We start from the raw sequence: 23,401 nt of genomic DNA, 5'->3' as shown, positions 1-23,401 counted from the left end.
TTAGCCCTGTCCTGACGTGGGAAAAGAACGGGCATGGGAAGCCCGACGCAGACTCCGCCGCGTGCCGTCCTCTTCGACCGGGACGGCACCTTGGTTGTGGACGTGCCGTACAACCCGGATCCGGAACAGGTCCGGCCAATGCCCGGTGCCGCCGGCGTGCTGGAGGCGCTGCGCCGTGCAGGCGTCCGGTGCGGGGTGGTGACCAACCAGTCCGGGATTGCCCGCGGGCTGCTGGACGAGGCCCAGGTGCAGGCGGTGAACGCCCGGGTGGAGGAGCTGCTCGGTCCCTTCGACGTCTGGGAGGTCTGTCCGCACGGGCCCGGCGACGGCTGCGCCTGCCGCAAACCCGCGCCGGGGATGCTGCTCAGCGCGTGCCGGCGGCTGGGTCTGGACCCGGCCCAGGTGGCCTTCATCGGGGACATCGGCGCGGACATGGAGGCGGCGCGCGCCGCCGGCGCAGCGGCCGTGCTGGTGCCCACGCCGGTGACGCGGCCGGAGGAAATCGCGGCGGCGCCGGCGGTGGCCGCGGACCTGGCCGGTGCGATCGAGCTGCTGTGGGGACGGGCCCGGTGACGCGGGTGCTGGTGGCGCGGCTGGACAGCGCCGGGGACGTGCTGCTGGCCGGTCCGGCAGTGCGCGCGATCGCCGCCGGCCGCGGGGAAGAGCCCGGCCCCAACGAGGTGCTGATGCTGTGCGGCCCGCAGGGCGCTGCTGCGGCCCGGCTGCTGCCGCATGTGGACCGCGTGCTGGTCTGGGCGGCACCCTGGATCGTGGATCCTGCCCCGGAGGTGAGCGAGGAACACCTGGCCCGGCTGCGGGAAATGGTCGAAGGCGCCGGGGTGGAGGAAGCGGTCATCCTGACCTCGTTCCACCAGTCCCCGCTGCCGCTGGCTCTGCTGCTGCGGCTGGCCGGGGTGCGGCGCATCTGTGGTGCCTCCACGGACTATGCCGGTTCCCTGCTGGATACCCGGCTGCGGCCGGGCGAGGACTTCCCCGAGGACCAGCCGGAAGCCGAGCGCGCTCTGGCCATTGCCCGGGCCGCAGGCTATGACCTGCCGGCCGGCGACGACGGCCGGCTGCGGGTGCGGGAAGTGCCCGACGTGTCCGCCCTGGTGGGGGAGGGGCCCTACGTCGTCGTCCATCCCGGCGCCGCCGTCCCGGCCCGTGCCTGGCCGCCGCTGCACCATGCCGCCGCCGTCGAACTGCTGACCGCCGCCGGGCACCGGGTGGTGGTTACCGGCGGCCCGCAGGAGCGCGAACTGACCGCGACCGTGGCCGGCGCCGCCGGCCTGGACCTGGGCGGCCGGACCGACCTGCACGGCCTGGCCGGCGTGCTGGCCGGTGCCTCCGTGGTGGTGTCCGGCAACACCGGTCCGGCCCACTTGGCCGCCGCCGTCGGCACCCCCGTGGTGTCCCTGTTTGCGCCGGTGGTCCCGGCCATCCGGTGGGCTCCGTACAAGGTTCCGCTGGAACTGCTGGGTGACCAGAACGCGCCCTGCCGGCTCAGCCGCGCCCGCGTCTGCCCGGTGCCGGGCCATCCGTGCCTGGCGGCCGTCCAGCCCGAGGACGTGGCGGCGGCGGTGGAGCGCCTGGCAGCCGACGTTCCCTCGCTGGGCACCCGGCGGCAGCTCGGGCGCGCTCCCAAGCCAACTCCGGAAAGGTGGTACCAATGAGGATCCTGCTGTGGCATGTGCACGGCGGCTGGACGGACGCGTTTGTCCGTGGCCGGCACGAGTATCTGCTGCCGGCCACGCCCGACGGCGGCCCCTGGGGGCTGGGGCGCGGCGGGCGCGACTGGCCGGCCGCCGCGCGCGAGGTCGATCCCGGACGGCTTCGGGAGGAGGACATCGACGTCGTGCTGCTGCAGCGGCCGGAGGAACTGGACGCCTGCGAACGCCTGCTGGGCCGGCGTCCCGGCCGGGACCTGCCGGCGGTGTACCTGGAACACAACACCCCCAAGGGCTCGGTCCCCGATACCCGGCACCCGCTGGCCGACCAGCAGGACATCCCGATTGTCCATGTGACGCACTTCAACAACCTCTTCTGGGACTGCGGCAGCGCGCGGACCACGGTGGTCGAACACGGCATCGCCGACCCAGGCTACCGCTATACCGGCGCGCGGGAGCACCTCGGCGTCGTGGTCAACGAACCGGTGCGCCGCTGGCGGGTCACCGGCACCGACCTGCTGCCCGGCTTCGCCGCAGCCGGACCGCTGGAAGTCTTCGGCATGGGCGGCGGGCAGCTGGGCGAGGCCACCGGCCTGGGCCCGGACCGGCTGCAGGTGCGCGGCGACCTGCCGACCGCGCAGCTGCACCACGAGCTGGCCGGCTGCCGGGTGTACCTGCACCTGCTGCGCTGGACGTCGCTGGGACTGTCCCTGCTGGAGGCCATGCACCTGGGCATGCCGGTCGTGGTGCTCGATGCCACCGAGGCCTCCCGCGCGGTCCCGCCGGAAGCAGGCGCCATCTCCACGGACGTGGGCAGGCTGCAGCGCGAAGCTGCACGGCTGCTGGCCGATCCGGACGAGGCCAGGGCGAGGGGCCGGGCGGCCCGGGAAGCGGCGCTGCAGCGTTACAGCCTGGCCGCCTTCCTCGATGCCTGGGACAACGTACTGGCCGACACACCGCAGCGCGCCCGGCGGCTCTACGCCGCGGCGGAAAGGAGAGCGCAGTGAGGATATCGATGATCTCGGAGCACGCCAGCCCGCTGGCTGCCCTCGGCGGGGTGGATGCCGGCGGACAGAACGTGCACGTTGCGGCCCTTTCCGCGGCGCTGGCCGCGCGCGGCCACCGGGTCACCGTCTACACCCGCAGGGACAGTCCCGACCTGCCGGCGAGGGTGGCGGCAGGCGAGCGGTTCGAGGTGGTGCACGTGGACGCGGGCCCGCCGACGCAGGTCCCCAAGGACAGCCTGCTGCCCTACATGGCCCAGCTGGCCCGCGGCGTGGCGGCGGACTGGGGCCAGGAGCCGCCGGACCTGGTGCACGGGCACTTCTGGATGTCCGGCCTCGCATCGCTGGAGGCGGCCCGGGCCGGCACCGGCTCCGGCTACCCCGTGCCGGTGGTGCAGACCTTCCATGCGCTGGGCTCGGTCAAGCGCCGGCACCAGGGCGCGCAGGACACCTCGCCGGCCGAACGGTCCTGGCTGGAACCGGCGGTCGGCCGGACGGCGGACCGGATCATCGCCACCTGCTCGGACGAGGTCTTCGAACTGAAGGCGCTCGGCGTGCCGGGTACCAAGATCTCCGTGGCCCCGTGCGGGGTGAACCTGGAGCTGTTCACCCCGGAGGGGCCGGCCGAACGGCGGACGCGGCGGCACCGGATCGCCACCGTCGGGCGCCTGGTGCCGCGCAAGGGTGTGGACCTGGCCATCCGGGCCCTGCGCGAGCTCAAGGACGGCGGCCTGGACGACGTCGAGCTGCTGGTGGTCGGCGGCTCCTCCGGCCCGGACGGGCTGGCCGTGGACCCGGAGGCCCGCCGCCTGACGGCGCTGGCGGCCGAACTGGGCGTGGCGGACCAGGTGGTGCTGCGCGGACAGGTGCCCCAGGCACAGATGCCGGCCTTGCTGCGCGGCGTGGACGCGGTGGTGTGCGCCCCCTGGTACGAACCGTTCGGCATCGTGCCGCTGGAGGCCATGGCCTGCGGGGTTCCCGTGGTGGCGGCCGCGGTCGGCGGACTGATCGACACCGTGGTCCACGGCAAGACCGGCCTGCACGTTCCCCCGCAGGATCCGGCGGCCCTGGCCGGCGCCCTGGCCGAACTGCTGGCCCGTCCCGAGCTGGCCCGGCAACTGGGCCGGGCCGGCCGCCGGCGCGTCTGCGCCCGCTACTCCTGGGAACGGGTGGCGGCCGAAACGGAGAAGGCCTACCAGCTGGCCCGCGCCGCCGTGGATGCGGCACTCGACCCGGTGGAAGGACAGGCACTATGAGCACCGATGCAGTCACCGCAGCGATGGCCGCAGAGCCGCTGGCCGCGGAGCCGTTGGCGGAACCCGCAGAGTCCACGGTGCCGCTGGCGGCGGTGCTGGGCCACCTCGACGAAGTCCACCCGGCCGTGGAGACGCTCCGGCGCGAGGCCGCGCGCCTGGCCGGCTGGGGTGCCGAACTGGCCGCCCGGCTGCTGGCCGGCCAGCGCCTGCTCGCGGCCGGCAACGGCGGGTCCGCGGCCGAGGCACAGCACCTGACCGCCGAGCTCGTCGGCCGTTTCGACGGCGAGCGGGAACCCTTCTCCGCGATCTCGCTGCACGCGGAAACCTCGGCGGTCACCGCCATTGCCAACGACTACGGCTACGACCAGCTCTTTGCCCGCCAGGTGCTCGGCCACGGCCGCGCCGGCGATGTGCTGGTGCTGCTCTCCACCAGCGGCCGGAGCCCGAACCTGCTGCACGCCGCCGAAGCCGCGCGCAGGATCGGCGTGACCAGCTGGGCGCTGACCGGGCCGGCCCCGAATCCGCTCACCGAGGTCTGCGACGATTACGTGGCGGTCGAGGCCCCCTCGGCCAATGTGCAGGAATGCCACCTGATCGCCCTGCACGCCTTGTGCCGTGCGTTCGACGCCGAAGTCGGGCTCCGCCGGCCGCGGCGCGGCAGCGGGAGGCTGTCATGAGCGCGGCGAAGACCCGGCCGTTGAAAATCGCGGTGGTCGGCGACGTGCTGCTGGACCGGGACCTGCGCGGCGGCGCCCGGCGGCTGAGCCCGGATGCCCCGGTGCCGGTGGTGGACGTGGAGACTGAGGACCTGCGTGCCGGCGGGGCCGGGCTGGTGGCCACCCTGCTGTCCCTGGACGGCCACCGGGTGCGCCTGGTCACCGTCCTGTCCGACGACGACGCCGCCGGCCGGCTGCGCTCCGTGCTGGACGGCATCGAGGTGGTGGCCGGCCCGTCCGGGGCCCCGACTCCGGTCAAGACCCGGATCCGGGCCCACGGCCAGGCGGTGGTCCGCTTCGACGAAGGCTGCGCGGAGGCACCGGTTCCCGAGGCGACCGCGGAGATGCTCGAGGCGGTGCGCAGCGCGGATGTGGTCATCGTGGCCGACTACGGCCGCGGGCTGGCGGCGAACGCCCGGCTGCGCGAGGTGCTGGAAGCGTGCGCCGGGCAGGTGCCGGTGGTCTGGGACCCGCACCCGGCCGGGGCCGTGCCGGTGCCGGGCGTGGCGGCCGTGACGCCGAACCTCGCCGAAGCCCTGCAGTCCGCCGGGACCGGCGGCGGCAGCGGAGCCCGGGCGGCGGCCGCAGCAGCGAGCGAACTGCGCGCCCGCTGGCGCAGCCGCGCACTGGTGGTCACCATGGGCAGCCACGGCGCGCTGGTGCTGGCAGAGGCGGGCCTGCCGCAGCTGGTGCCGGCGCCCCGGACCGAGTCCGGGGACCCCTGCGGTGCCGGTGACAGGTTCGCCGCGTCCCTGGCCGTCGGGCTCGGGCGCGGCGTCCTGGTGGAGGAAGCGGCCGAGGCGGCCGCCCGCGACGCCGCCGATTTCCTGGCCGCCGGCGGGGTTGCCTCGCTGCGCGCGGCTCCGCCTCCGCGCCGGCTGCGCAGCGGCGGCCTGGATGCGCTCGCCGCCGCCCTGCGCATCCGGGAGGCCGGCGGCACGGTGGTGGCCACCGGCGGATGCTTCGACCTGCTGCACGCCGGGCACGCCCGGACGCTCTCGGCAGCCCGCAGCCTGGGCGACTGCCTGATCGTCTGCCTGAACTCGGATGCCTCCGTCCGCCGGCTCAAGGGCGAGCACCGGCCGATCATGTCCCAGCAGGACCGGGCCGAACTGCTCAACTCGCTCCAATGCGTGGACGGGGTGCTCATCTTCGACGAGGACACCCCGGAGGCGGCCCTGGACCGGCTCCGCCCGGACATCTGGGTCAAGGGCGGGGACTACACCGTGGAGCAGCTGCCCGAGGCCGCGCTGGTGCGCTCGTGGGGCGGACAGATCATGACCGTCCCGTACCATCCGGCCCGCTCGACCACCCGCCTGGCCGAGGCACTGGCCAGGGTCGGCTAGGGCCCATGCCCCGCACACCGTGAATCGAACCGAAAGGCAAGGAATGAACACAGCAGCAGTCAATCCCGGACGTGTCCTCATCACCGGCGGCGGCTCCGGCCTGGGCGCCGCCGTCGCCGCGGCGGTCGCCGCGGCCGGCGGAACCCCGGTGGTGCTCGACCGCGACGTCAGCCGCGTCACCGGCATGAAGTGCCTGGAAGTGGACGTGGCGGACCGGCCGGCGGTTTCCGCGGCCGTGGACCAGGCAGCGGAAATGCTGGACGGGCTGGACGCGGTCGTCACGGCCGCCGGCATCGACCGCTGCGGCCGGCTGGAGGACGTGCCGGCGGAGGAATTCGAGCGCGTGATCGGCGTGAACCTGCTCGGCACCGTCTCCGTGGTGCGCGCGGCGCTGCCCTACCTTAAGACCTCGCACGGCCGGGTGGTGACGGTGGCCTCGACGCTGGCGCTGCGCGCGGTCTCCGACGCGACCGCCTACTGTGCCTCCAAGTTCGGGGTCCTGGGCTTCAGCCGGGCGCTGGCGGCCGAAACCGCCGGGCAGATCGGGGTGACCACCCTGATCCCGGGCGGGATGAACACGCACTTCTTCGATGACCGCACGGAGCAGTACCGGCCGCAGGACGACTCGCGGCTCAACGATCCGGTCCGGGTGGCGCAGGCGGTCCTGTTCGCCCTCTCACAGCCGGCCGGCTGCGAGGTGCGCGAGCTGCTTATCTGCCACGAAGAAGAAGGCTCGTGGCCGTAAGCTCCTGCACGTCGGCGTAGACGTCCCCGGGGGAGACCGCCGCGGTCAACGGGAAATCGTGGTCGCAGCGTTCGGCATTCCAGCCGACCTGGGTGACGTCTACGCCGCACACCGGGCAGTGCGTGACCCAGCCCAGGTGGATCCGGTGGAAGGTGCGCCCGGGGGCGCCGGCCATGATCATGTTCCCCACCCAGTAGATGCCCACCGTGGGGGTCCCCACGGCCTGGGCCAGGTGCCGGGGCCCGCTGTCATTGGCCACCATGACATTGGCCGACTGCAGCACGGCCAGCAGCCCGCGCAAATCCAGCTGGCCGGCCACGGAACCGATCCGGCCGCCGTCGTCGGCAATGGCCCGAGCCTGGGCGACCACACTGCCGGCCAGGTCCGCCTCGCCGGCATCGCCGACGACCAGGACCTGGCTGCCCTCCTGCGCCGCTTTCGCGGCCACTTCCGCGAACGACGGCGCCGGCCAGCGGCGGCGCGGGTCGCTGGCGCCGGGATGGATGACCACCAGGGACGTGCGCTCCGGCTGCAGCAGCGGCCGGATGCGCTCGGTTTCCTCCGGGGTGACTGCCAGCCGCGGCTGCAGGGTTACCGGGCGGGCGCCGGCCAGGCCCACCACTTCCAGGGCGCGCAGGACCTCGTTCTGGTAGTAGATGTAGGGGAGGGAGCGCTCCAGCGGTTGCGCGTCCGGGGTGCGGGTGCCCACGGTGTGCGTGGCGTCCAGGGCCAGCAGGAACGGGTTGGAAAAGCGCCCGCCCCCGTGCAGCTGGACGGCCAGGTCGAAGCGTTCGCCGCGCATCCGTTCGAAGAAGGCGGCCTGGGCCGGCGGGTCCTCGGGCCCGGGCCGGACGCCGTGGGCGAAGGGCAGCACCTGGACCCGGTCCACGGGGCCGGGGAACCCCTCCAGCAGCGCCGCGTGCGCCGGGGTGCCCAGCAGCGTGATGGATGCCTCCGGATAGGCGGCCGCCAGGGCCTCCATGGCCGGCACGGCGAACATCAGGTCGCCCAGGCCGCCCCCGCGCAGCACGGCGATCCGCTTCACGTCCGCGAAGGGCTCCAGCACCGGGCCTACGGCGGTATCCATGACTGCGGCGCCGCCGAACTCCGTCTGGTACCGCTGCTCCATCCAGGTCTCCCTCTGCCGTGCCGGTTCCGCCCGTTCGCGGCCTGGCCCGCACGCTCCGCGCACGGGACCCTTGGCCGCTCTCTTCGGCGGGTCTTTCGCCTCCTTACTCTAGGGCACCGGCCCGCCGCGGCAACCCTGCAGCCGTCCGCAACGCGCGGCAGGATCTTTCCGCGGGCTGTCTAAGCCTGGCGGGAACGGGGTATGGGACTGGTGAAGCCACCCGCCGCCGCCAGCGGACGGCGGGACCGGACCAGCCCGATGACCACCGGACCCGTGCCGCAGTGCGGCAGGTTGGACGGGTCCCTTTCCGCAGGAGCCAGATGAACCCGCTTACCGATCTTCAGACCGACGGCGTGGATTCGGCCGTCACCGTGCACGACCCGCGGGACGGGACCGTTGTCGGGTCCGTCCCGCCGGCCACCAGCGGGCAGGTCGCCCAGGCCGTCGCCGCCGCCCGCGCTGCCCAGCCCGCCTGGGCCGCCACGAACCCGGCCGAACGCGGCCGGCTGCTGCGCGGGGCGGCGGCCCGGCTGGCCCGGTCCGCACGTGAACTGGCGGTGCTCAACAGCCGGGAAACCGGCCGGCCGCAGGACCAGGCGCTGGCCGGGGTCGAAGCGGCCGTGGCCACCTTGGAGCAGTACGCCGAACTCGGGCCGCTGCACCGCGGGGTCAGCCTGCGCGGTGCAGCCCTGGCCTCGGACTACACACTGCGCCAGCCCCGCGGCGTGGCCGTGCTGCTGACCCCGTGGAATGATCCGGTGGCGGTGGCGGCGGGGCTGCTCGGGGCTGCGCTGGTGACCGGCAATACGGTCCTGCACAAACCCAGCGAGCGCTGTCCGCACGTGGGCCTGCTGTTGGGCGAGGTACTGGAACCGGTCTTCCCTTCCGGGGTGTTCGCCACCCTCTCCGGCGGGCCTGAGGTCGGCAGGCAGTTGGCCGCGGCCGAGGTCGATGTGGTGGCGCATGTGGGCTCCAGTGCCACCGGCAGCGCCATTGCCCGGGCGGCAATGGACACCGGCGCGCACGTGATCCGGGAGAACGGCGGCAACGATCCGCTGCTGGTGGACGAGGGCGTGGATCCGGTCTGGGCGGCGGGCCAGGCAGCCATCGGGGCCTTCAGCAACAGCGGGCAGATCTGCACCGCCGTCGAGCGCATCTACGTGCACCGGGCGGTTGCCGGCCCGTTCTGCGAGGCCCTGGCCGCCGAGGCCCGCCGGTGGAACCGGGAAGGGCTGCTCGGGCCGCTGGTGGACACCCGGATGCGTGCCGCGGTCCAGGCCCAGGTCGCCGGCGCGCTGGAGCAGGGAGCCGTGGCGGCCGAAGGCGGCAGCGTGCCGGACGGGCCGGGGGCCTGGTATCCGGCCACCGTGCTGCTGGACTGCACCGAGCAGATGGAGATCATGACCGAGGAGACCTTCGGCCCGGTGGCGCCGGTCAGCGTGGTGGACAGCTTCGCCGAGGGACTGGACCTGGCTGCGGCCGGCCGTTACGGGCTGGCCGCGACGGTGCTCACCGGCAGCATCGCCCATGCCCAGCGGGCTGCTGCCGCGCTGCCGGTGGGCACGGTCAAGATCAATGCCGTTTTCGGCGGCGCCCCCGGTGGCTCGGCGCAGCCGCGCCGGGACAGCGGCCGCGGCTTCGGGTACGGGCCGGAGCTGCTGGACGAATTTACCCTGGTCAAGGTGGTCCATCTTTCCCCGCTGCCGGAGGAGCGGTAGCCATGGCCGCGCTGGATGCTGTCCGCGGACTCTCGGAGTGGCTGCCGGGCAGGCTCGCCGCCCTCGCACCGCGGATCACCGTGGTCGGCGACGTGATGCTCGACGGCTGGTGGACGGGGCTGATCGAGCGGTTCTGCCGGGAGGCCCCGGCCCCGGTGGTGGAGCTGACCAGCCGGGACTACGCCCCGGGCGGGGCGGCGAACACGGCCATGAACCTGGCTGCCCTGGGGGCCCGGGTGCGGCTGGCCGGGCTGGCCGGCGACGACGACGCCGGGCGGCGGCTGCGCGCCCTGCTCGGCCAAGGCGGGGTGGATGCCTCAGCTGTGCTTGGACGCCGGGATACCGTGACCACCACCAAGTACCGGATCATCGGGGGCGACCAAATCCTGCTGCGGCTGGACGAACAGCCGGGCCGGCTGCCTGCCCCGGCGCTGCAGGCGCTGGCCGACCTGGTGCCGGGGCTGGTCAGCGGTGCCGACGCGGTGGTGGTCTGCGACTACGGTTCCGGCGCGCTCGCCGGCGAGGTGCGGGAGGCCCTCCGGCAGTGCCTGGAGCAGTACGCCGCGGCCGGGACCAGGCCGCTGGTCGTCGTCGACGCGCACGATGCCCGGCCCTGGGCCGGCCTGCAACCGGACCTGGTCACGCCCAATGCCCAGGAGGCGGCCCAGCTGCTCGGGCTCAAGTTCGACCACGGCATGGACCGGGCGGAGGCCGTGGCCGCCCGCCGCGCGGAGCTGCTGCACGCCACCGGTGCCCGCGACGCCGTCGTCACCTTGGACAAGGACGGCACCGTGCTGCTGTCCCGCCGCGACGGCGGCACCCACCGGACCTGGGCGCGGGCGGCGGCGGAAAAGCAGGCCTCCGGGGCGGGGGATACCTTCGTGGCCGCCCTGACGCTGGCCCGGGCCACCGGACTGCCGCTGACCACCTGCCTGGACCTGGCCCAGGCCGCCGCCGACGTCGTCGTGCACCGTGCCGGCACCTCGGTCTGCTCCGCGGCGGACCTGGCGGACCACCTGCGCGGCTTTGCCGACACGGTGCTGCCGGCGCACGAGCTGGCGCGCCGGATAGCCGACGAGCGGGCAGCCGGCCGCCGGGTGGTGCTGACCAACGGCTGCTTCGATGTGCTGCACCGCGGACACACTCGCTACCTGAACCAGGCCAAGCAGCTGGGCGATGTGCTGGTGGTGGCGCTGAACGGGGACGAATCGGTGCGCCGGCTGAAGGGGCCGGACCGGCCGATCAACCCGATTGCCGACCGGGCGGCGGTCATCGCGGCCTTGAGCTGCGTCGACTATGTCACCGTCTTCGACACGGACACCCCCATTCCGCTGATCAATGCGCTGCGCCCGGACGTCTATGCCAAGGGCGGGGACTACTCGCCGCAGATGCTGGCGGAGACTCCTGCCGTCCAGGCTTACGGGGGGACGGTGAGCATCCTGGACTATGTGGCCGAGCACTCCACCAGCGCGGTGGTCAGGCGCATCCGCGGTACCAGCCCGGCTGACACCCAGTCCGCGGTCGAGGGGGCGGAGCCAAAATGAGCAGGCGCTGGTCGGGCGATTGGGCGCGGCCGCTGCCGGAACCGGAACCGGCCGAGGTGGACGTGCTCATCCCGTGCTACGGCCGGCCTGCGGAGCTGGCGGTGGCACTGGCGGGCCTGGCCGCCCAGGACGCTCCGGGGTTCCGGGTGGTGCTCAGCGACCAGACCGAGCCGGAACCGGTCTGGGAAGATCCGGCGGTGGCGGCCATGGTGCGCGTGCTGCGCTGCCAGGGCCGCCCGGTGCAGCTGGAACACCACCTGCCCCGCCGCGGCATGGCCGAGCAGCGCCACTATCTGCTGTCCCTCGCGTCGGCGCCGCTGGTGCTGTACCTGGACAGCGACGTGTGGCTGGAGCCGGACATGCTGCACCGGATGGTCTCGGCCATCCGGCAGGCCCGCTGCGGTTTCATCGGGGCGGCGGTTCAGGGCTTGTCCTACCTGCCGGACGAGCGTCCGGACGAACAGCGGCCCTTCGAATTGTGGGACGGGCCGGTGCTGCCCGAACGGGTGCGCCGGGATTCGCCGGGCTTTGGCCGCTGGACGCTGCACAATGCTGCGAATTTGGCGCACCTGGCCCGGGACCTGCAGATCCCGCCGGGCGGCTGGCGGCTGTACAAGGTGGCCTGGGTGGGCGGCTGCGTGCTGTATGACCGGCAGGCGCTGCTGGACTGCGGCGGCTTCGGCTTCTGGCACCGGCTGCCGCCCGGGCACGCCGGCGAGGACATGGCCGCCGAGTGGCAGGTGATGGAAAAGTACGGCGGGGCAGGGATGATCCCCTCCGGCGCGGTGCACCTGGAATCCCCGACCACCGTGCCGGACCGCAGGGTCGAGGCTGCCGACGTCGTGCTGGATTCCTGACCCTTCGGATTCCGGCAGCCGCCGGGCACCGGATACCATAGGCAGTGCGTAAGGGAGTATCCCGCAGCGGTGTGCCCGTCAGCACGCGGGGCGATGACGTCCTGCCGGGTGCAGCGGCCGGTCTGCCGGCGGAGAGACTTGCGGAACTGTCCGCTACCTTACGAAAGAGGAACAGATGCCTGTTTCACCCCTGGTCTGGGGCGTGACGATCACCGTCATCCTTGCGCTGCTGGCATTCGACTATTTCTTCCACATCCGCAAGGCCCACGTGCCGAAGCTGAAAGAGGCTGCGGTCTGGTCATCGGTCTATGTCGGGCTCGCCGTCGTCTTCGGCGTGCTGGTCTGGATCTTCGGCGGCACCGACATGGGCTCGGAGTACTTCGCCGGCTACATCACGGAGAAGGCCCTGTCCGTGGACAACCTCTTTGTGTTCCTGGTCATCATGGCCAGCTTCCGGGTTCCCCGCGAGGACCAGCAGAAGGTGCTGTTGTTCGGTATCGTCTTCTCCCTCATCGCCCGCAGCGGGTTCATCCTGCTCGGCGCCGCGCTGATCAACTCCTTCGCCTGGGTCTTCTACGCCTTCGGCCTGATCCTGCTGGTCACCGCCGGCAACCTGCTCAAGCCCGAGCCCGAGGATGCCGACGCGGAAGCCAACAACGTCATCATCCGCCTGGCCAGGCGCTTCTTCCACACCACGGACCACTATGACGGGGACAAGCTGTTCACCGAGGTGGACGGCAAGCGGATGATGACCCCGATGCTGCTGGTCATGGTGGCCATCGGCGGCACCGACATCATGTTCGCCTTGGATTCCATCCCCGCGATCTTCGGCCTGACCCAGAACGTGTTCATCGTCTTTACGGCCACCGCCTTCTCGCTGATGGGCCTGCGCCAGCTCTACTTCCTGATCGACGGCCTGCTGGACCGGCTGATCTACCTTTCCTACGGCCTGGCCGTGATCCTGGCCTTCATCGGCGTGAAGCTGATCCTGCACGCCCTGCATGAGAACAACCTGCCGTTCATCAACGGCGGCGAGCCCGTGCCGGTTGTCGAGATCAGCACAGCGGTGTCCCTGGCGGTCATCGTTGGTGTGCTCGTGGTGACGGTTTTCGCCTCGCTGCTGAGCAAGGCCGGCAAGGCCCAGACGGCCATCAACAATGCACGCCGGCACGCCACGGCCTACCTGGACCTGTCCTACACTGCCGATCCCGCCGAGCGCGAGCGGGTCTTCAACCTGCTGGTGGCCGAAGAGGCGCAGATCCGCCAGATGGACCGGAAGTACCGGGACAGGGCCAAGGATGTGGACAAGATCCGCGAGCAGGTCGCCGAGGCCCACCGCCAGCACGCGGAGTACCTGTCCCGCTGAGCCCGGGATGGATGTGCTAAGCAGGCTGATCGATTTATGCTCCGGCCCTTCAAGCCCCCGTGCTCCGGTGCTACGGTGAAGGGACGGATCGACACAATTCGCGGCGCTGAACGCGGGAGGAGATCGCGATGGCAGAGCGGGGCAGCGACAAGCACGGACCCCACGTGGATGACCAGATGAAGCACGAAGACCAAGGGCTGATTCAAGGCAACCAGCCTCCCCACGCCGAGGAATGGCGTGACACCGAGCCGCTCCCGGATGAAACGGACAGCCAGGAAGTCCGCGACGCGATGCGCATGGAAGCAGGCCCGGACGCAACCGGCACCGGCTCCGGGCCGGAGGGCTCGCCGGAAAGCCGCTAGACCACCGGGCCGCAGCGCTGCGGCCCGGACCCCGTCAGGTTCCACTCTGTGATGCCGGGATCAAGCCGATCCACCGGCGCGGCCGAGCTGTGAATGGTCCGGCTGCCCTTCGCCGGGCGGCCAGGGAGCCGCATGCTGCACTGGCTGTTCCCGGCAGGGAAGGAAAACACCATGGCCGAACAGGTCAATACCGCCCATTCCCCTGAGAAGCTGTATGCCGAGCTGTTCAGGAAGGAAGGTCCTTGGGCCACCGTCTACGTTGATGCCAGCACCGGTACCGTCGACACCCTGCGGGCCGGGGACGTCCTGCCGGCGAAGGTGCGGGACTCCCTGGACAAGCAGGGGGCCTCGGAAGCGGACCTGCGGGCGGTGGAGGAGGCCCTGTCGCCGGCCACCGGGCTGCCATCGCCGGTGGCCCGGTTCGTGCTCGTGCGGGACGGGACGGTGGAGCTGAACGAGGTGCTGCCCGGGCCCATGGTCGGGCCGCCCGTCGTCGAAGTGGGACTGATCCCCAACCTGCTGCCGCTGCTGCAGCAGCGCGGGGATGACTTTCCCTACGTGGTGGCCGAGGTAGGACGCGACGGCGGCGAGATCCGGCTGCAGTACGCCCGGCAGGACGGGGTGGTCGAAGAGCGTGCGGTGGAGGGCGAGACCGAGAACCTGAAAAAAGTGCCGACGGGCGGCTGGTCCCAAGGCAGGTTCCAGCATCACACCGAGGAGATCTGGCGGCGGAACGCGGATGAGATAGCCGCCGAGATCGACCGGGTGGTGCGCACGTCCAGGGCCCAGCTGCTCATCATCGCCGGGGACATCCGCGCCCGGGAACTGGTGACGGACCAGCTTTCGGAGGCCAGCCGGGCGATCGAGGTCACCATCGATTCCCACACCCGTACCGGCGGAGCGGACCGGGAGTCGCTCAGGACCGAGATCTCCAGGCACGTCGCCGGGGTCTGGGCCAGGCAGCAGCAGGCCATCCTCGAGCGCCTGTCCGAGCAGCAGGGACAGCCCCACGCCGAAGCTGCCTCCGGCTTGGGCGAGGTGGTCCGCGCCCTGCAGCAGGCGCAGGTAGACACCCTGATCCTGCAGCAGCAGGCGCTGGCAGACCACAAGGTCCTGGCGCTCACGCAGGAACCATGGATCGCCACCGCCGGCGAGGACGGCAACGGCCTTGTGCTCGGCAAGCTCGATGCACCGGCCGCACTGGTGCGGGCCGCCGTCCTGACTGATGCACGCGTGGTGCTGGTGCCGGAAGGGGCGCTGCCCGGCGGCAAGGCAGTGGCGGCGCTGCTGCGCTGGCCCATCGGCCCGGACGTCCCCCGCGGCTAGGCGCGTTCACTGCCTGCCCCGTCAGCCGGAGCCGGGATCCCGTCCCGGCTCCGGCCGTACCGTCCCCGGCAGCCCGGCCGCGGCAGCCTCCGGGACCGCCGGCAACCCGGTTCCGCCGGCGAGCACATCGGCATACAGCTGCAGGTGGTCTTCCACCATCCGCCGGGCGCTGAAGTGCCGCTCCACATGGGCCCGGCACTGGGCACGGTCCAAGTCCGGGGCCTGCTGCAGGAACCCCGCCAGCTGGTCCAGGTCCGCGGTCAGGAACCCGGTGCGGCCGTGCACGATGATTTCCGGGGCGGCCCCGCGCGGGGTCCCGACCACCGGGGTCCCGGTAGCCAGCGCTTCGATCATGACCAGGCCGAACGGCTCATCCCACTGGATGGGGTTGAGCATGGCGGCCGCGCCGCCGAGCAGCGCGTACTTTTCCTGGGGCGTGATCTCGCCCAGGAACTCCACGTCGGATCCCAGCTGCGGCCTGATCACGCTGTCGTAGTAGTCGATCTCGGCCGGCTCGCGCATCTTGGCGGCGATTTTCAGCGGCATGCCTGCGGTGCGGGCAATGGAAATTGCCTGTGCTATTCCTTTGTCCGGGTTTACCCGCCCCAGGAAGCATGCATAACCCCCGCCGTCGCCCACCGGAACGTTGCCCAGCTCCATGCCGTGGTGGATCACCCGGGCCACACGCACGCCGGTTGCCGTGCTCGCCTGGTGCCGGGAGATGGCCACGACCGCTACGTCGCGGCTGGCCGCGGCGTAGATGGCTGTGTTCGCGGCATTGAAGGGACCGTGGTTGGTGGCCACCACCGGCAGCACCGGCCGGTGGCGGTAGAGCGGCCCGGCCAGTGTGTGGTCGTGGACCAGGTCCATGTCCGCCATGGCGGCATAGGCGCGGACCACATGGGCCAGCTCCGCATCGGTGAATCCGAGGGTCCGGGAATCGGCCGGCTGCAGGTCCGGCACCAGCGGCACCGGGCAGGTGCTGTCGGAGGGCGCCGCCAGCAGCACTTCATGCCCGGCCGCCGCCAGGCCGCGCGCCAGGGCATCCACGACCAATTCCGTTCCGCCGTAGGCCGGGGGCGGCACCGGGATCCAGGGTGGGGCAATCAGGCCGATCCGCATCTCAGCGCCCCTCCGCCGGTATCTTCCGGGCTTCGGGCTCCGCACCCAGCGCCGCGAGCAGCTCCGTGAGCTGGGGCCGCATGGACCGGTGCAGGACCAGCGCCGGGTCGAGGCCCTCAATATTGAATTCGTTCCCATCCGCGCTCAGGGCAAGCCGGGAGCTGCCCAGCAGCACATTGCTGGCTTCGAACGAGCCGAAACCGGGCGGGATGACCGGTGAGAGCCACAGTTCCCCGGTGGGGAAGCAGGGGTCCATGCGCAGCATGATGCGCAGCAGGTGCAGCGGCGAGGCGGCGGCCCAGGCCTGCGGCGAGCACGAGGTGGGGTAGGGGACCGGCGGGCTGTACTCTGACTTGTCGAAGCCGCAGAAAAGCTCGGGCAGCCGCCCGTCGAAGTGCCCGGCCGCCTCGAACAGCCCGGTCACCAGGCGCAGGGACTTCTCCACGAAGCCGTAGCGCATCAGGCCGGCGGCCACCAGTGTGCTGTCGTGCGGCCAGACCGAGCCGTTGTGGTAGCTGACCGGGTTGTAGGCTCCCATGTCCGAGGCCAGGGTCCGGATGCCCCAGCCGGTGAACATTTCCGGGGACATCAGGCGCTCGGCGACCAGCGGCGCCTTGTCCTCGTCCACGATGCCGGTCCAGAGGCAGTGGCCCATATTGGACGCGCAGGCGTCCACCGGCCGCTTGTCCTTGTCCAGGGCAATGGCATAGTAGCCCTTGTCCGGCAGCCAGAACTGCTCGTTGAACCGTTCCTTCAGGGCGGCGGCACGGCGGCCCCACTCGGCGGCCAGGGCCCGGTCGCCGTCGGTGATGGCCAGCATGGCGCGGCCGATGTACGCGCCGTAGACGTACGCCTGTACCTCGCAGAGGGCTATCGGGGCTTGTGCCAGCGTGCCGTCGGCGAAGTTGATGCCGTCCCAGGAGTCCTTCCAGCCCTGGTTGATCAGCCCGTGCGCGGTGGCCCGCTGGTATTCCACGAAGCCGTCGCCGTCCCGGTCCCCGTAGTCGCGGATCCAGTCCAGCGCGCGGTCTGCATGCGACAGCAGTTGGTCCCGCACTTGGCGCTCCAGTCCCCAGCGGTCCAGCTCGGCCAGCAGGATGACGAACAGGGGGGTGGCATCGGCGGTGCCGTAGTAGGCGGTCCCGTTGCCCAGTGCCAGCCCGGCGGTTACGCCCAGGCGCACCTCGTGGAGAATCCGGCCGGGCTCCTCCTCGGTATCGGGGTTGACCTGCCGGCCCTGCAGCTCGGCGAGCGTCTGCAGCGTCCCCCGGGCCAGGGACGGGTCGATGGACAGCGACATCCAGGAGGCGATGAGCGAATCCCGCCCGAAGAGCGCCATGAACCAAGGGGCGCCGGCCGCCACGACCACGCGGCCCGGATGGTCCTGGTCGAACATCCGCAGGGAGCCGAGGTCCTCGCTGCTGCGCCTGAGCGTCTGCTCGATCTCCGTGTTCGACAGGTGCAGTTCGGGAACGTACCGCTCCCAGGCCTGGTAACGCCGGGCGGCGTTCAGCTTCGAAGGATCCAGGGTGTGCACAAAGGGCTCCGCCGGTCGGTCGCGTTCCACCAGCGGAGTCACGATGAGGCTGGTGTGCCAGGTGCCGCGCGGCGGGATGACGGCCCGGAAGGAGAGCCCGTCAGTGGCCACCTGCGCGCCGCGTCCGTGGACGGCGATGCCCCGGTGGCTGCCGTGGCGCTCGGTCTCCAGCACGAGCTCGTCGCCCTGCACCCGGCGGCCCAGGGATGTGCGGGGGATCGGCACGCCGCCCTTGACGTCGAAGAGGTCGGCGAAGTCGGCCTCCACCCGCAGCTGGATGCTGCATTCGGCGGAACTGCGCGAATAGTTGCGGATGGTCAGGTCTTCGCGCAGGCCGGCGCCGACCAGGCGTTCGCGTTCGACGACCAGCGGGCTGTCGGCGTGTCCGTCCGGCCGCCGGGCCCGCCCCACGAACACCGCCCGGTAGGGCTCCATGACCTGGGCGGTCAGCGGCTCCAGGGGTTGGCCGTCCACGGCCAGCTGCCAGCCGGAGAGGATCCGGGTGTCGTGGTAGAAGGCGCCCTGCGTCAGCTCCGGGTGGATGTCGCCGCCGGGTGACGAAATGCAGAAAGACGAACCTTCCACGACCGTGACGGCGCCTGCACCCGAGGGTCCGGCGGCAGTATCGGCGTTCCATCCGCTCATTCCATGCTCCTGCTGTGCTTGGAGGGTTGGGGCAGCGGGCGGTCCGTCCACCCGGACGGCCCGCCCTGGTCAGCCCAAGGCGTTGAAGCCGCCCAGGGCAAGTGCGATCGGCACCGCGGAAGCTGCGGCCCAGGCCTGTGGCCGGGTGGCTGCAGGGTGCGGAACGGGGGGCCAGACTTCCTGGGTGGAGTGCCCGGAAAACATCGCCGGCAGCCGCCAGGTGAAGCCTTCGGCGGCATTGAGCAGTCCGGACGCCAGCAGGGCCGCCTCGTCGGCGAAACCGGACCGGAGCATGCCCATCACCGTCCAGGCACTGTCATGGGTCCAGACGGCGCCGGCATAGGTCCGTCCGGGCCAGTAGGCGGCATTGGTGGTGGACAGGGTCCTGATGCCGTAGCCGGAGAACAGGGCCGGATGCATCAGCCGGCCCACCACCGCGGCTGTCTCGTCCTCATCCAGCAGGCCGGTGCCCAGCAGATGGCCCATATTGGAACCGATGCCATCCACGGGCTGCTTGTTCGCGTCCAGGGCCAGGGCGGGGTAGGGCCCGAAGTCGTCGGAGCACCAGAACTGTTCGTGGAAGCGGTCCTTCAGTTCGGCCGCATAGGTCAGCCACTGCCGCGCGGCGTCCGGGTCCCTGAAATGCTCCAGCAGCGCCGCGCCGCAGAGCGCCGCCTCGTGGGCATAGGCCTGGATTTCCGGCAGCACGAGCGGACCCTTGGCCGGGGTGCCGTCGTGCCAGCGGATGGCATCGGGCGATTCCTTCCAGCCGTGGTGGGCCGCCCCGTTGCCGGTGTCGTCCAGGTGTTCCAGGAAGCCGTCGCCGTCCGGGTCGCCGTAGTCGCGCAGCCAGGCCAGCGCCGCCTCCAGATGCGGCAGCAGGTCGGCCACCTCGGCATCCGGCAGCCCCGCCCGCCAGGTGTCGTGCAGCAGGCACACCCACAGCGCCGTGGCGTCCATGCTGCCGTAGTAGTCGTAGTACACCGGGGGCAGCTGGGTGAATTGCCGCCGGACCTCGTGCACGATCTTGCCCGGTTCCTGGACGGTTTCCAGGTCGTGGCTGCTGCCTTGGCGGGCGGCCAGAGCCCGCAGCGTGCCGGCCGCCAGGTCCTGGTTCACCGGCAGCAGCATCCTGGCGGCGATCAGCGAATCCCGGCCGTACAACGTCAGGTACCAGGGTGCACCGGCAGCCACGAAGGCGTCCTCAGGAGCCAGGATGTCCGCCATGCGCAGGCTGTTCAGGTCGCTGATCGCCGTGCTCATCAGGCGCTGCAGCCGCGGTTCCCCTGCCACTGCCGGCGTCAGCAGGGGCCTGCCCGCGGCGGCCTGCAGCGGCGCGTTGTCGTCCGCCAGGTCCAGCGACCAGCCAAGTTCGACGGTGTCCTGCGGGGGAAGTTCGACGGTCCAGTTGAGCAGGACCAGGCTGCCGTCGGCTTCGATGCCGGCCCCGGCGGCGGTGAGCGAGGCAGTAGTGGACGGGTCCCGCCAGTGCCAGCTGCTGCCCTCGGGCGCGACGCCGCCGGCCGAGAAGGCGATGCCGTGCCTGACCTGTTCCACCGAGGAGGAATCGGCCACCAGTTCCAGCTGGACAGCCAGCCGCACCGGGCGGGACAGGCCGGATTCGAAGCTCAGCGATTCGGTCAGCCGTCCCGGCGCCGCCGTGCGGGTGCGGATCACCCAGACCACCGGGTCGGCGTCCTGGCCGGGCATCCGGATGGCATGGATGTACTCGGCAGCCCCGGCCGCACGGACCTGGGTAGAGACCCACTCCGGCTCGGTCCCGTTCACGCGCAGCAGGCAGCGGGCCAGCACCCGCTCCTCGCCGAAGTAGACGCCCTGCGCGCCGTGGCCGCGGATCTGGCCCTGCGGTTCCGACCAGGTCTGCAGCGGTGCGGCGACTACCGCGGCCAGGTGGTGCAGGTAGGGCTCGTGGTCTGCAGGCATCAGGCTCCCGGCGGGTTCCACGTCAGGCGGGGGAAAGGCCGGCGGGCGTCCAGGACAGCGTGATCCGCACGCCTTCGGCGGTTTCGGTGACCATCAGGCGCATGTCCCTGCCGAAGAGGTCCGTATGGCTGCTGCCCTCCGTACTGCTTTGGGCGGCCAGGGCGGACATGGCCGCGGCCATCGCCCGGCCCCAGTCATGCGGATCCTTGCTGTTGGACTCCGCGCTGGCCGTGTAGTCGTCCTGCATGGCAGCCGCCCCGCCGGCACCGTTCATGGCGTCCGGCCCTGGTCCGGATGCCGGCCGGCTCCCTGGTCGGTTCCGGAAATCACGCCGTGCTCCGGTGCGTTGCCCCTGCCGGCGTCCGTCCGGTCATGCTCCTGCCGCCCGGCCTTGTCCCCGGAGCCGTCCGGGTCCAGGTCCGCAGCCTGCCGGAACTGTTCCTGCGCCTGTTCGCGGGTGTTTTGGGCGTGCGCTGCCCGTCCCTCGGCTTCGTGGCGCAGCCGCTGCGCTTCGACCTCGGCCTGCTCGGCGTCGGCCTTGGCCCGCAGTGCCTCGGCTTCGCGCTGCCGCGCTTCCAGGTCCGCCGTCTGCGCGGCGGCGCGCAGTTCGCCCGCCTTCCTGCGGTCCGCTTCCCGCTGCTGCTCGGCCCGCGCGGTGCTGCGCTTGCGGGCGAGGACAGCGACGACGGCGATGATGGCCAGGACTACGACTATCGCAACGATGATCCAGATCAGCTGGGCTGTATCCATGACAGCTATCGCCTGCTTCCCCTACTCGGATGGAGCTACCTCATCGGATAAAGCTACCTCCAGTAAACCCCCAAGCCTGCGTCCGCGCTATGGGCGGGAGCGGCCGGTCTCCGGCCGGCAGGGGAACCAGTGTGGGGGAGTCCTGCGGCACGCCGTTGTGACGCAGGTCTCCCCAGACTAGGATTCGAAATGCATTCTTTCCAGCGCAGTGGCGAATATTTCAGGTTCGTGACGGCACGCATGGCCTGCGGCTGGACGTGCCGCCCCGGACGGCAGGAGGTGCCGTGGACAAGGAAGCTTCCCGGACGCGCCGCGATACGGTGGGCCAGTACCTGAGGGATGAAATCCTCTCCGGGGCGCTGGCGCCCGGCACCCCGGTCAAGGACGCCGAGCTGGCCAGGGACCTGAACCTGAGCATCACCCCGGTCCGCGAAGCAATCGTCCAGCTGATCAGCGAGGGGCTGATCGAGGCCCTGCCGAACAAACGGCGGCGGGTCACGGTGGTGAGCGACCGCAACGCCGTGGAGCTGCTGGAGGTGCTGGGCATCGTGATGACCGCGGTCCTGGAGCGGGCTGCGGCGCGGCTGACCGCAGACCAGATCCGTGCCCTCGGCCAGGCAGTGGAGCGGCAGCGCAGCATGCTTGATGCCGGTGACCTGCCCGGTTCGCGGGAGGCGGGCCTGGACCTGCTGGATACGCTGGTGCTCGCTGCCGGCCATGATGAGCTGCGTTCCTTGTCCGAACACGTGGTGCACCGGGCCATGGCACGGCTGCACCTGCACCCGTACCCGGAGCTGTACGGGACGTGGACAACAGGCTGGGAGGAGACGGTCGGCTTCCTGGCCGCCGGTGATGCCGACGCCGCAGTCCAGCGGCTGAACCGGCTCTTCTGGGTGATGACCGCCCATCTCCGCGACGAGAGGTAGGCAACCGCGAAGCCGGTGCCGGCAGGCAGGACGGGCAGGAGAAAACCGCATGAACGGGCAGCAGCCCACCGGTGGGCCGGCCCAGGAACGTGTCACCTCGGCTACCCCTTTCCTCCGGGCGCGGGTGCCGCCCCCTTGCTTTCCTGCCACCGCCCTTCCGGGGAGGGCGGATGTGGCGTACGGTGGCGGAACAGGACGTTCCCTTCACCTTGTTGGGCAGCACGGCTGCAACCGGCCGGAATGTCCTGGTGTGGTCTAGCAGCAGGCCCCGGTAACTTTTCATTGCGGCATTGCAGGGGAGCGACCATGGCAGTTGAATACACCGCGGAACCGGCAACTCGGGTTGTTCCGCGGGTGGTTCCCCGGTCCAAGGGACGCATCATCGTCAACTGGATCACCACTACGGACCACAAGACCATCGGATACCTGTACATCATCACCTCCTTCGTGATGTTCTGCCTCGGCGGGGTGATGGCCCTGGTCATCCGCGCCGAGCTGTACGAGCCGGGCATGCAGATCCTGCAGACCAAGGAACAGTACAACCAGATGTTCACGATGCACGGCACCGTGATGCTGCTGATGTTCGCGACCCCGCTGTTCGCCGGCTTCGCCAACGTCATCATGCCGCTGCAGATCGGCGCCCCCGACGTGGCCTTCCCGCGCCTGAACGCCCTGGCCTACTGGTTCTTCCTCTTCGGCTCGGTGATCGTGATGGCCGGATTCATCACCCCGCAGGGTTCGGCGGATTTCGGCTGGACGGCTTATCCTCCCCTGTCGGCCACCACGTTCTCGCCCGGGGTGGGCGGGGACCTCTGGGTGGCAGGCCTGGCCCTGACCGGTTTCGGCACCATCCTGGGCTCGGTGAACTTCATCACCACGATCATCACCATGCGCGCCCCGGGCATGACCATGTGGCGCATGCCGATCTTCACCTGGAACACCATGGTCACCTCGCTGCTGGTCCTGATGGCCTTCCCGGTGCTCGCCGCCGCACTGTTCGGGCTGCTGGCCGACCGCCGCTTCGGCGCGCACATCTTCGATCCGACCAACGGCGGGGCCATCCTGTGGCAGCACCTGTTCTGGTTCTTCGGCCACCCCGAGGTCTACATCATCGCGCTGCCGTTCTTCGGCATCGTCACCGAGATCTTCCCGGTCTTCAGCCGCAAGCCGATCTTCGGCTACAAGGGCCTGGTCTTCGCGACCATCGCGATTGCCGCCTACTCGGTCACGGTCTGGGCGCACCACATGTACGTCACCGGCTCGGTGCTGCTGCCCTTCTTCGCCTTCATGACCATGCTGATCGCGGTGCCGACGGGGGTGAAGTTCTTCAACTGGATCGGCACCATGTGGCGCGGGTCGGTCACCTTCGAAACCCCGATGCTCTGGAGCCTGGGCTTTTTGGCCACCTTCCTCTTCGGCGGCCTGACCGGCATCATCCTGG

The 23,401-nt window shown here is 71.3% G+C and carries 21 protein-coding genes; 15 read left to right on the top strand and 6 right to left on the bottom strand.

The window, feature by feature from the left end; all coding sequences use genetic code 11:
• The first annotated feature begins 33 nt into the window (after positions 1-33).
• The 7 genes from HGG74_RS21410 to HGG74_RS06155 are packed head-to-tail and all read left to right on the top strand — an operon-like array spanning position 34 to position 6,734.
• On the top strand, positions 34-573 hold the full coding sequence (locus tag HGG74_RS21410; protein WP_168485490.1) for a D-glycero-alpha-D-manno-heptose-1,7-bisphosphate 7-phosphatase: 540 nt from the start codon (positions 34-36) through the stop codon (positions 571-573).
• Complete coding sequence (locus HGG74_RS06180) at positions 570-1,673, top strand: glycosyltransferase family 9 protein (RefSeq protein ID WP_168485489.1); 1,104 nt, start codon at positions 570-572, stop codon at positions 1,671-1,673. Before HGG74_RS21410 ends, HGG74_RS06180 begins: the two co-directional genes overlap by 4 nt.
• Entirely contained in the window at positions 1,670-2,674 is a 1,005-nt protein-coding gene (locus HGG74_RS06175) for a glycosyltransferase (RefSeq protein ID WP_168485488.1), read from the top strand. Before HGG74_RS06180 ends, HGG74_RS06175 begins: the two co-directional genes overlap by 4 nt.
• Positions 2,671-3,927, top strand: a complete 1,257-nt coding sequence (locus HGG74_RS06170) for a glycosyltransferase (RefSeq protein WP_168485487.1) — start codon at positions 2,671-2,673, stop codon at positions 3,925-3,927. The genes HGG74_RS06175 and HGG74_RS06170 overlap by 4 nt, the downstream gene beginning before the upstream one ends.
• The gene (locus tag HGG74_RS06165; protein ID WP_168485486.1) at positions 3,924-4,604 is read left to right on the top strand and encodes a D-sedoheptulose-7-phosphate isomerase; all 681 of its coding nucleotides are present in this window, start codon (positions 3,924-3,926) and stop codon (positions 4,602-4,604) included. Before HGG74_RS06170 ends, HGG74_RS06165 begins: the two co-directional genes overlap by 4 nt.
• Before the next feature lie 20 nt (positions 4,605-4,624).
• On the top strand, positions 4,625-5,989 hold the full coding sequence (gene rfaE2 / locus HGG74_RS06160) for a D-glycero-beta-D-manno-heptose 1-phosphate adenylyltransferase (protein ID WP_168485644.1): 1,365 nt from the start codon (positions 4,625-4,627) through the stop codon (positions 5,987-5,989).
• 43 nt (positions 5,990-6,032) lie between these two features.
• Positions 6,033-6,734, top strand: coding sequence for an SDR family oxidoreductase (locus tag HGG74_RS06155; RefSeq protein WP_168485485.1), 702 nt, complete (start codon positions 6,033-6,035; stop codon positions 6,732-6,734).
• Here HGG74_RS06155 and HGG74_RS06150 read toward each other — a convergent pair.
• Positions 6,700-7,863: a glycosyltransferase family 9 protein gene (locus tag HGG74_RS06150; protein ID WP_168485484.1), complete on the bottom strand. Its 1,164-nt coding sequence runs from the start codon at positions 7,861-7,863 to the stop codon at positions 6,700-6,702. The two genes, HGG74_RS06155 and HGG74_RS06150, sit on opposite strands and share 35 nt — an antisense overlap.
• A gap of 320 nt (positions 7,864-8,183) precedes the next feature.
• On the opposite strand from HGG74_RS06150, the gene HGG74_RS06145 reads away from it, so the two are divergent.
• The 6 genes from HGG74_RS06145 to HGG74_RS06120 all read left to right on the top strand — a co-directional run bounded on the left by HGG74_RS06145 (position 8,184) and on the right by HGG74_RS06120 (position 15,036).
• Positions 8,184-9,581: an aldehyde dehydrogenase family protein gene (locus tag HGG74_RS06145; protein WP_168485483.1), complete on the top strand. Its 1,398-nt coding sequence runs from the start codon at positions 8,184-8,186 to the stop codon at positions 9,579-9,581.
• 2 nt (positions 9,582-9,583) lie between these two features.
• Entirely contained in the window at positions 9,584-11,125 is a 1,542-nt protein-coding gene (gene rfaE2 / locus HGG74_RS06140) for a D-glycero-beta-D-manno-heptose 1-phosphate adenylyltransferase (RefSeq protein ID WP_168485482.1), read from the top strand.
• Positions 11,122-11,982 (top strand): glycosyltransferase family 2 protein, encoded by an 861-nt coding sequence (locus HGG74_RS06135; RefSeq protein ID WP_168485481.1) that lies wholly within the window; start codon positions 11,122-11,124, stop codon positions 11,980-11,982. The genes rfaE2 (HGG74_RS06140) and HGG74_RS06135 overlap by 4 nt, the downstream gene beginning before the upstream one ends.
• 175 nt (positions 11,983-12,157) lie before the next feature.
• A complete protein-coding gene (locus HGG74_RS06130) occupies positions 12,158-13,348 on the top strand; it encodes a TerC family protein (RefSeq protein ID WP_168485480.1) in 1,191 nt (396 codons plus the stop codon).
• A gap of 128 nt (positions 13,349-13,476) precedes the next feature.
• Entirely contained in the window at positions 13,477-13,710 is a 234-nt protein-coding gene (locus HGG74_RS06125) for a hypothetical protein (protein ID WP_168485479.1), read from the top strand.
• Between the two features lie 171 nt (positions 13,711-13,881).
• Positions 13,882-15,036: a baeRF2 domain-containing protein gene (locus HGG74_RS06120; RefSeq protein WP_168485478.1), complete on the top strand. Its 1,155-nt coding sequence runs from the start codon at positions 13,882-13,884 to the stop codon at positions 15,034-15,036.
• A 21-nt stretch (positions 15,037-15,057) separates the two neighbouring features.
• Here the strand turns inward: HGG74_RS06120 and HGG74_RS06115 are convergent, their stop codons facing one another.
• The 5 genes from HGG74_RS06115 to HGG74_RS06095 all read right to left on the bottom strand — a co-directional run bounded on the left by HGG74_RS06115 (position 15,058) and on the right by HGG74_RS06095 (position 21,034).
• On the bottom strand, positions 15,058-16,158 hold the full coding sequence (locus tag HGG74_RS06115) for a glycosyltransferase family 4 protein (RefSeq protein WP_168485477.1): 1,101 nt from the start codon (positions 16,156-16,158) through the stop codon (positions 15,058-15,060).
• A gap of 1 nt (position 16,159) precedes the next feature.
• Positions 16,160-18,340 carry an amylo-alpha-1,6-glucosidase gene (locus tag HGG74_RS06110; RefSeq protein ID WP_168485476.1) on the bottom strand — a complete coding sequence of 727 codons (2,181 nt, stop codon included), beginning with the start codon at positions 18,338-18,340 and terminating at the stop codon, positions 16,160-16,162.
• 69 nt (positions 18,341-18,409) lie between these two features.
• Positions 18,410-20,284, bottom strand: coding sequence for a glycogen debranching N-terminal domain-containing protein (locus tag HGG74_RS06105; RefSeq protein WP_168485475.1), 1,875 nt, complete (start codon positions 20,282-20,284; stop codon positions 18,410-18,412).
• 22 nt (positions 20,285-20,306) lie between these two features.
• Positions 20,307-20,558 (bottom strand): hypothetical protein, encoded by a 252-nt coding sequence (locus tag HGG74_RS06100; RefSeq protein WP_168485474.1) that lies wholly within the window; start codon positions 20,556-20,558, stop codon positions 20,307-20,309.
• Complete coding sequence (locus HGG74_RS06095) at positions 20,555-21,034, bottom strand: hypothetical protein (protein ID WP_168485473.1); 480 nt, start codon at positions 21,032-21,034, stop codon at positions 20,555-20,557. Before HGG74_RS06095 ends, HGG74_RS06100 begins: the two co-directional genes overlap by 4 nt.
• 284 nt (positions 21,035-21,318) lie before the next feature.
• Here HGG74_RS06095 and HGG74_RS06090 point away from each other — a divergent pair, with 284 nt between their 5' ends.
• Together HGG74_RS06090 and HGG74_RS06085 are read left to right on the top strand one after the other, a co-directional pair.
• Complete coding sequence (locus HGG74_RS06090; RefSeq protein ID WP_168485472.1) at positions 21,319-21,960, top strand: GntR family transcriptional regulator; 642 nt, start codon at positions 21,319-21,321, stop codon at positions 21,958-21,960.
• A 306-nt stretch (positions 21,961-22,266) separates the two neighbouring features.
• On the top strand, positions 22,267-23,401 hold a 1,135-nt coding region (locus tag HGG74_RS06085), incomplete at its 3' end, for a cbb3-type cytochrome c oxidase subunit I (protein WP_246262698.1).

This window comes from Arthrobacter mobilis (genome assembly GCF_012395835.1).
GTDB classification, from domain to species: domain Bacteria; phylum Actinomycetota; class Actinomycetes; order Actinomycetales; family Micrococcaceae; genus Crystallibacter; species Crystallibacter mobilis.
This window is presented reverse-complemented; position numbering and strand designations above follow the sequence as displayed.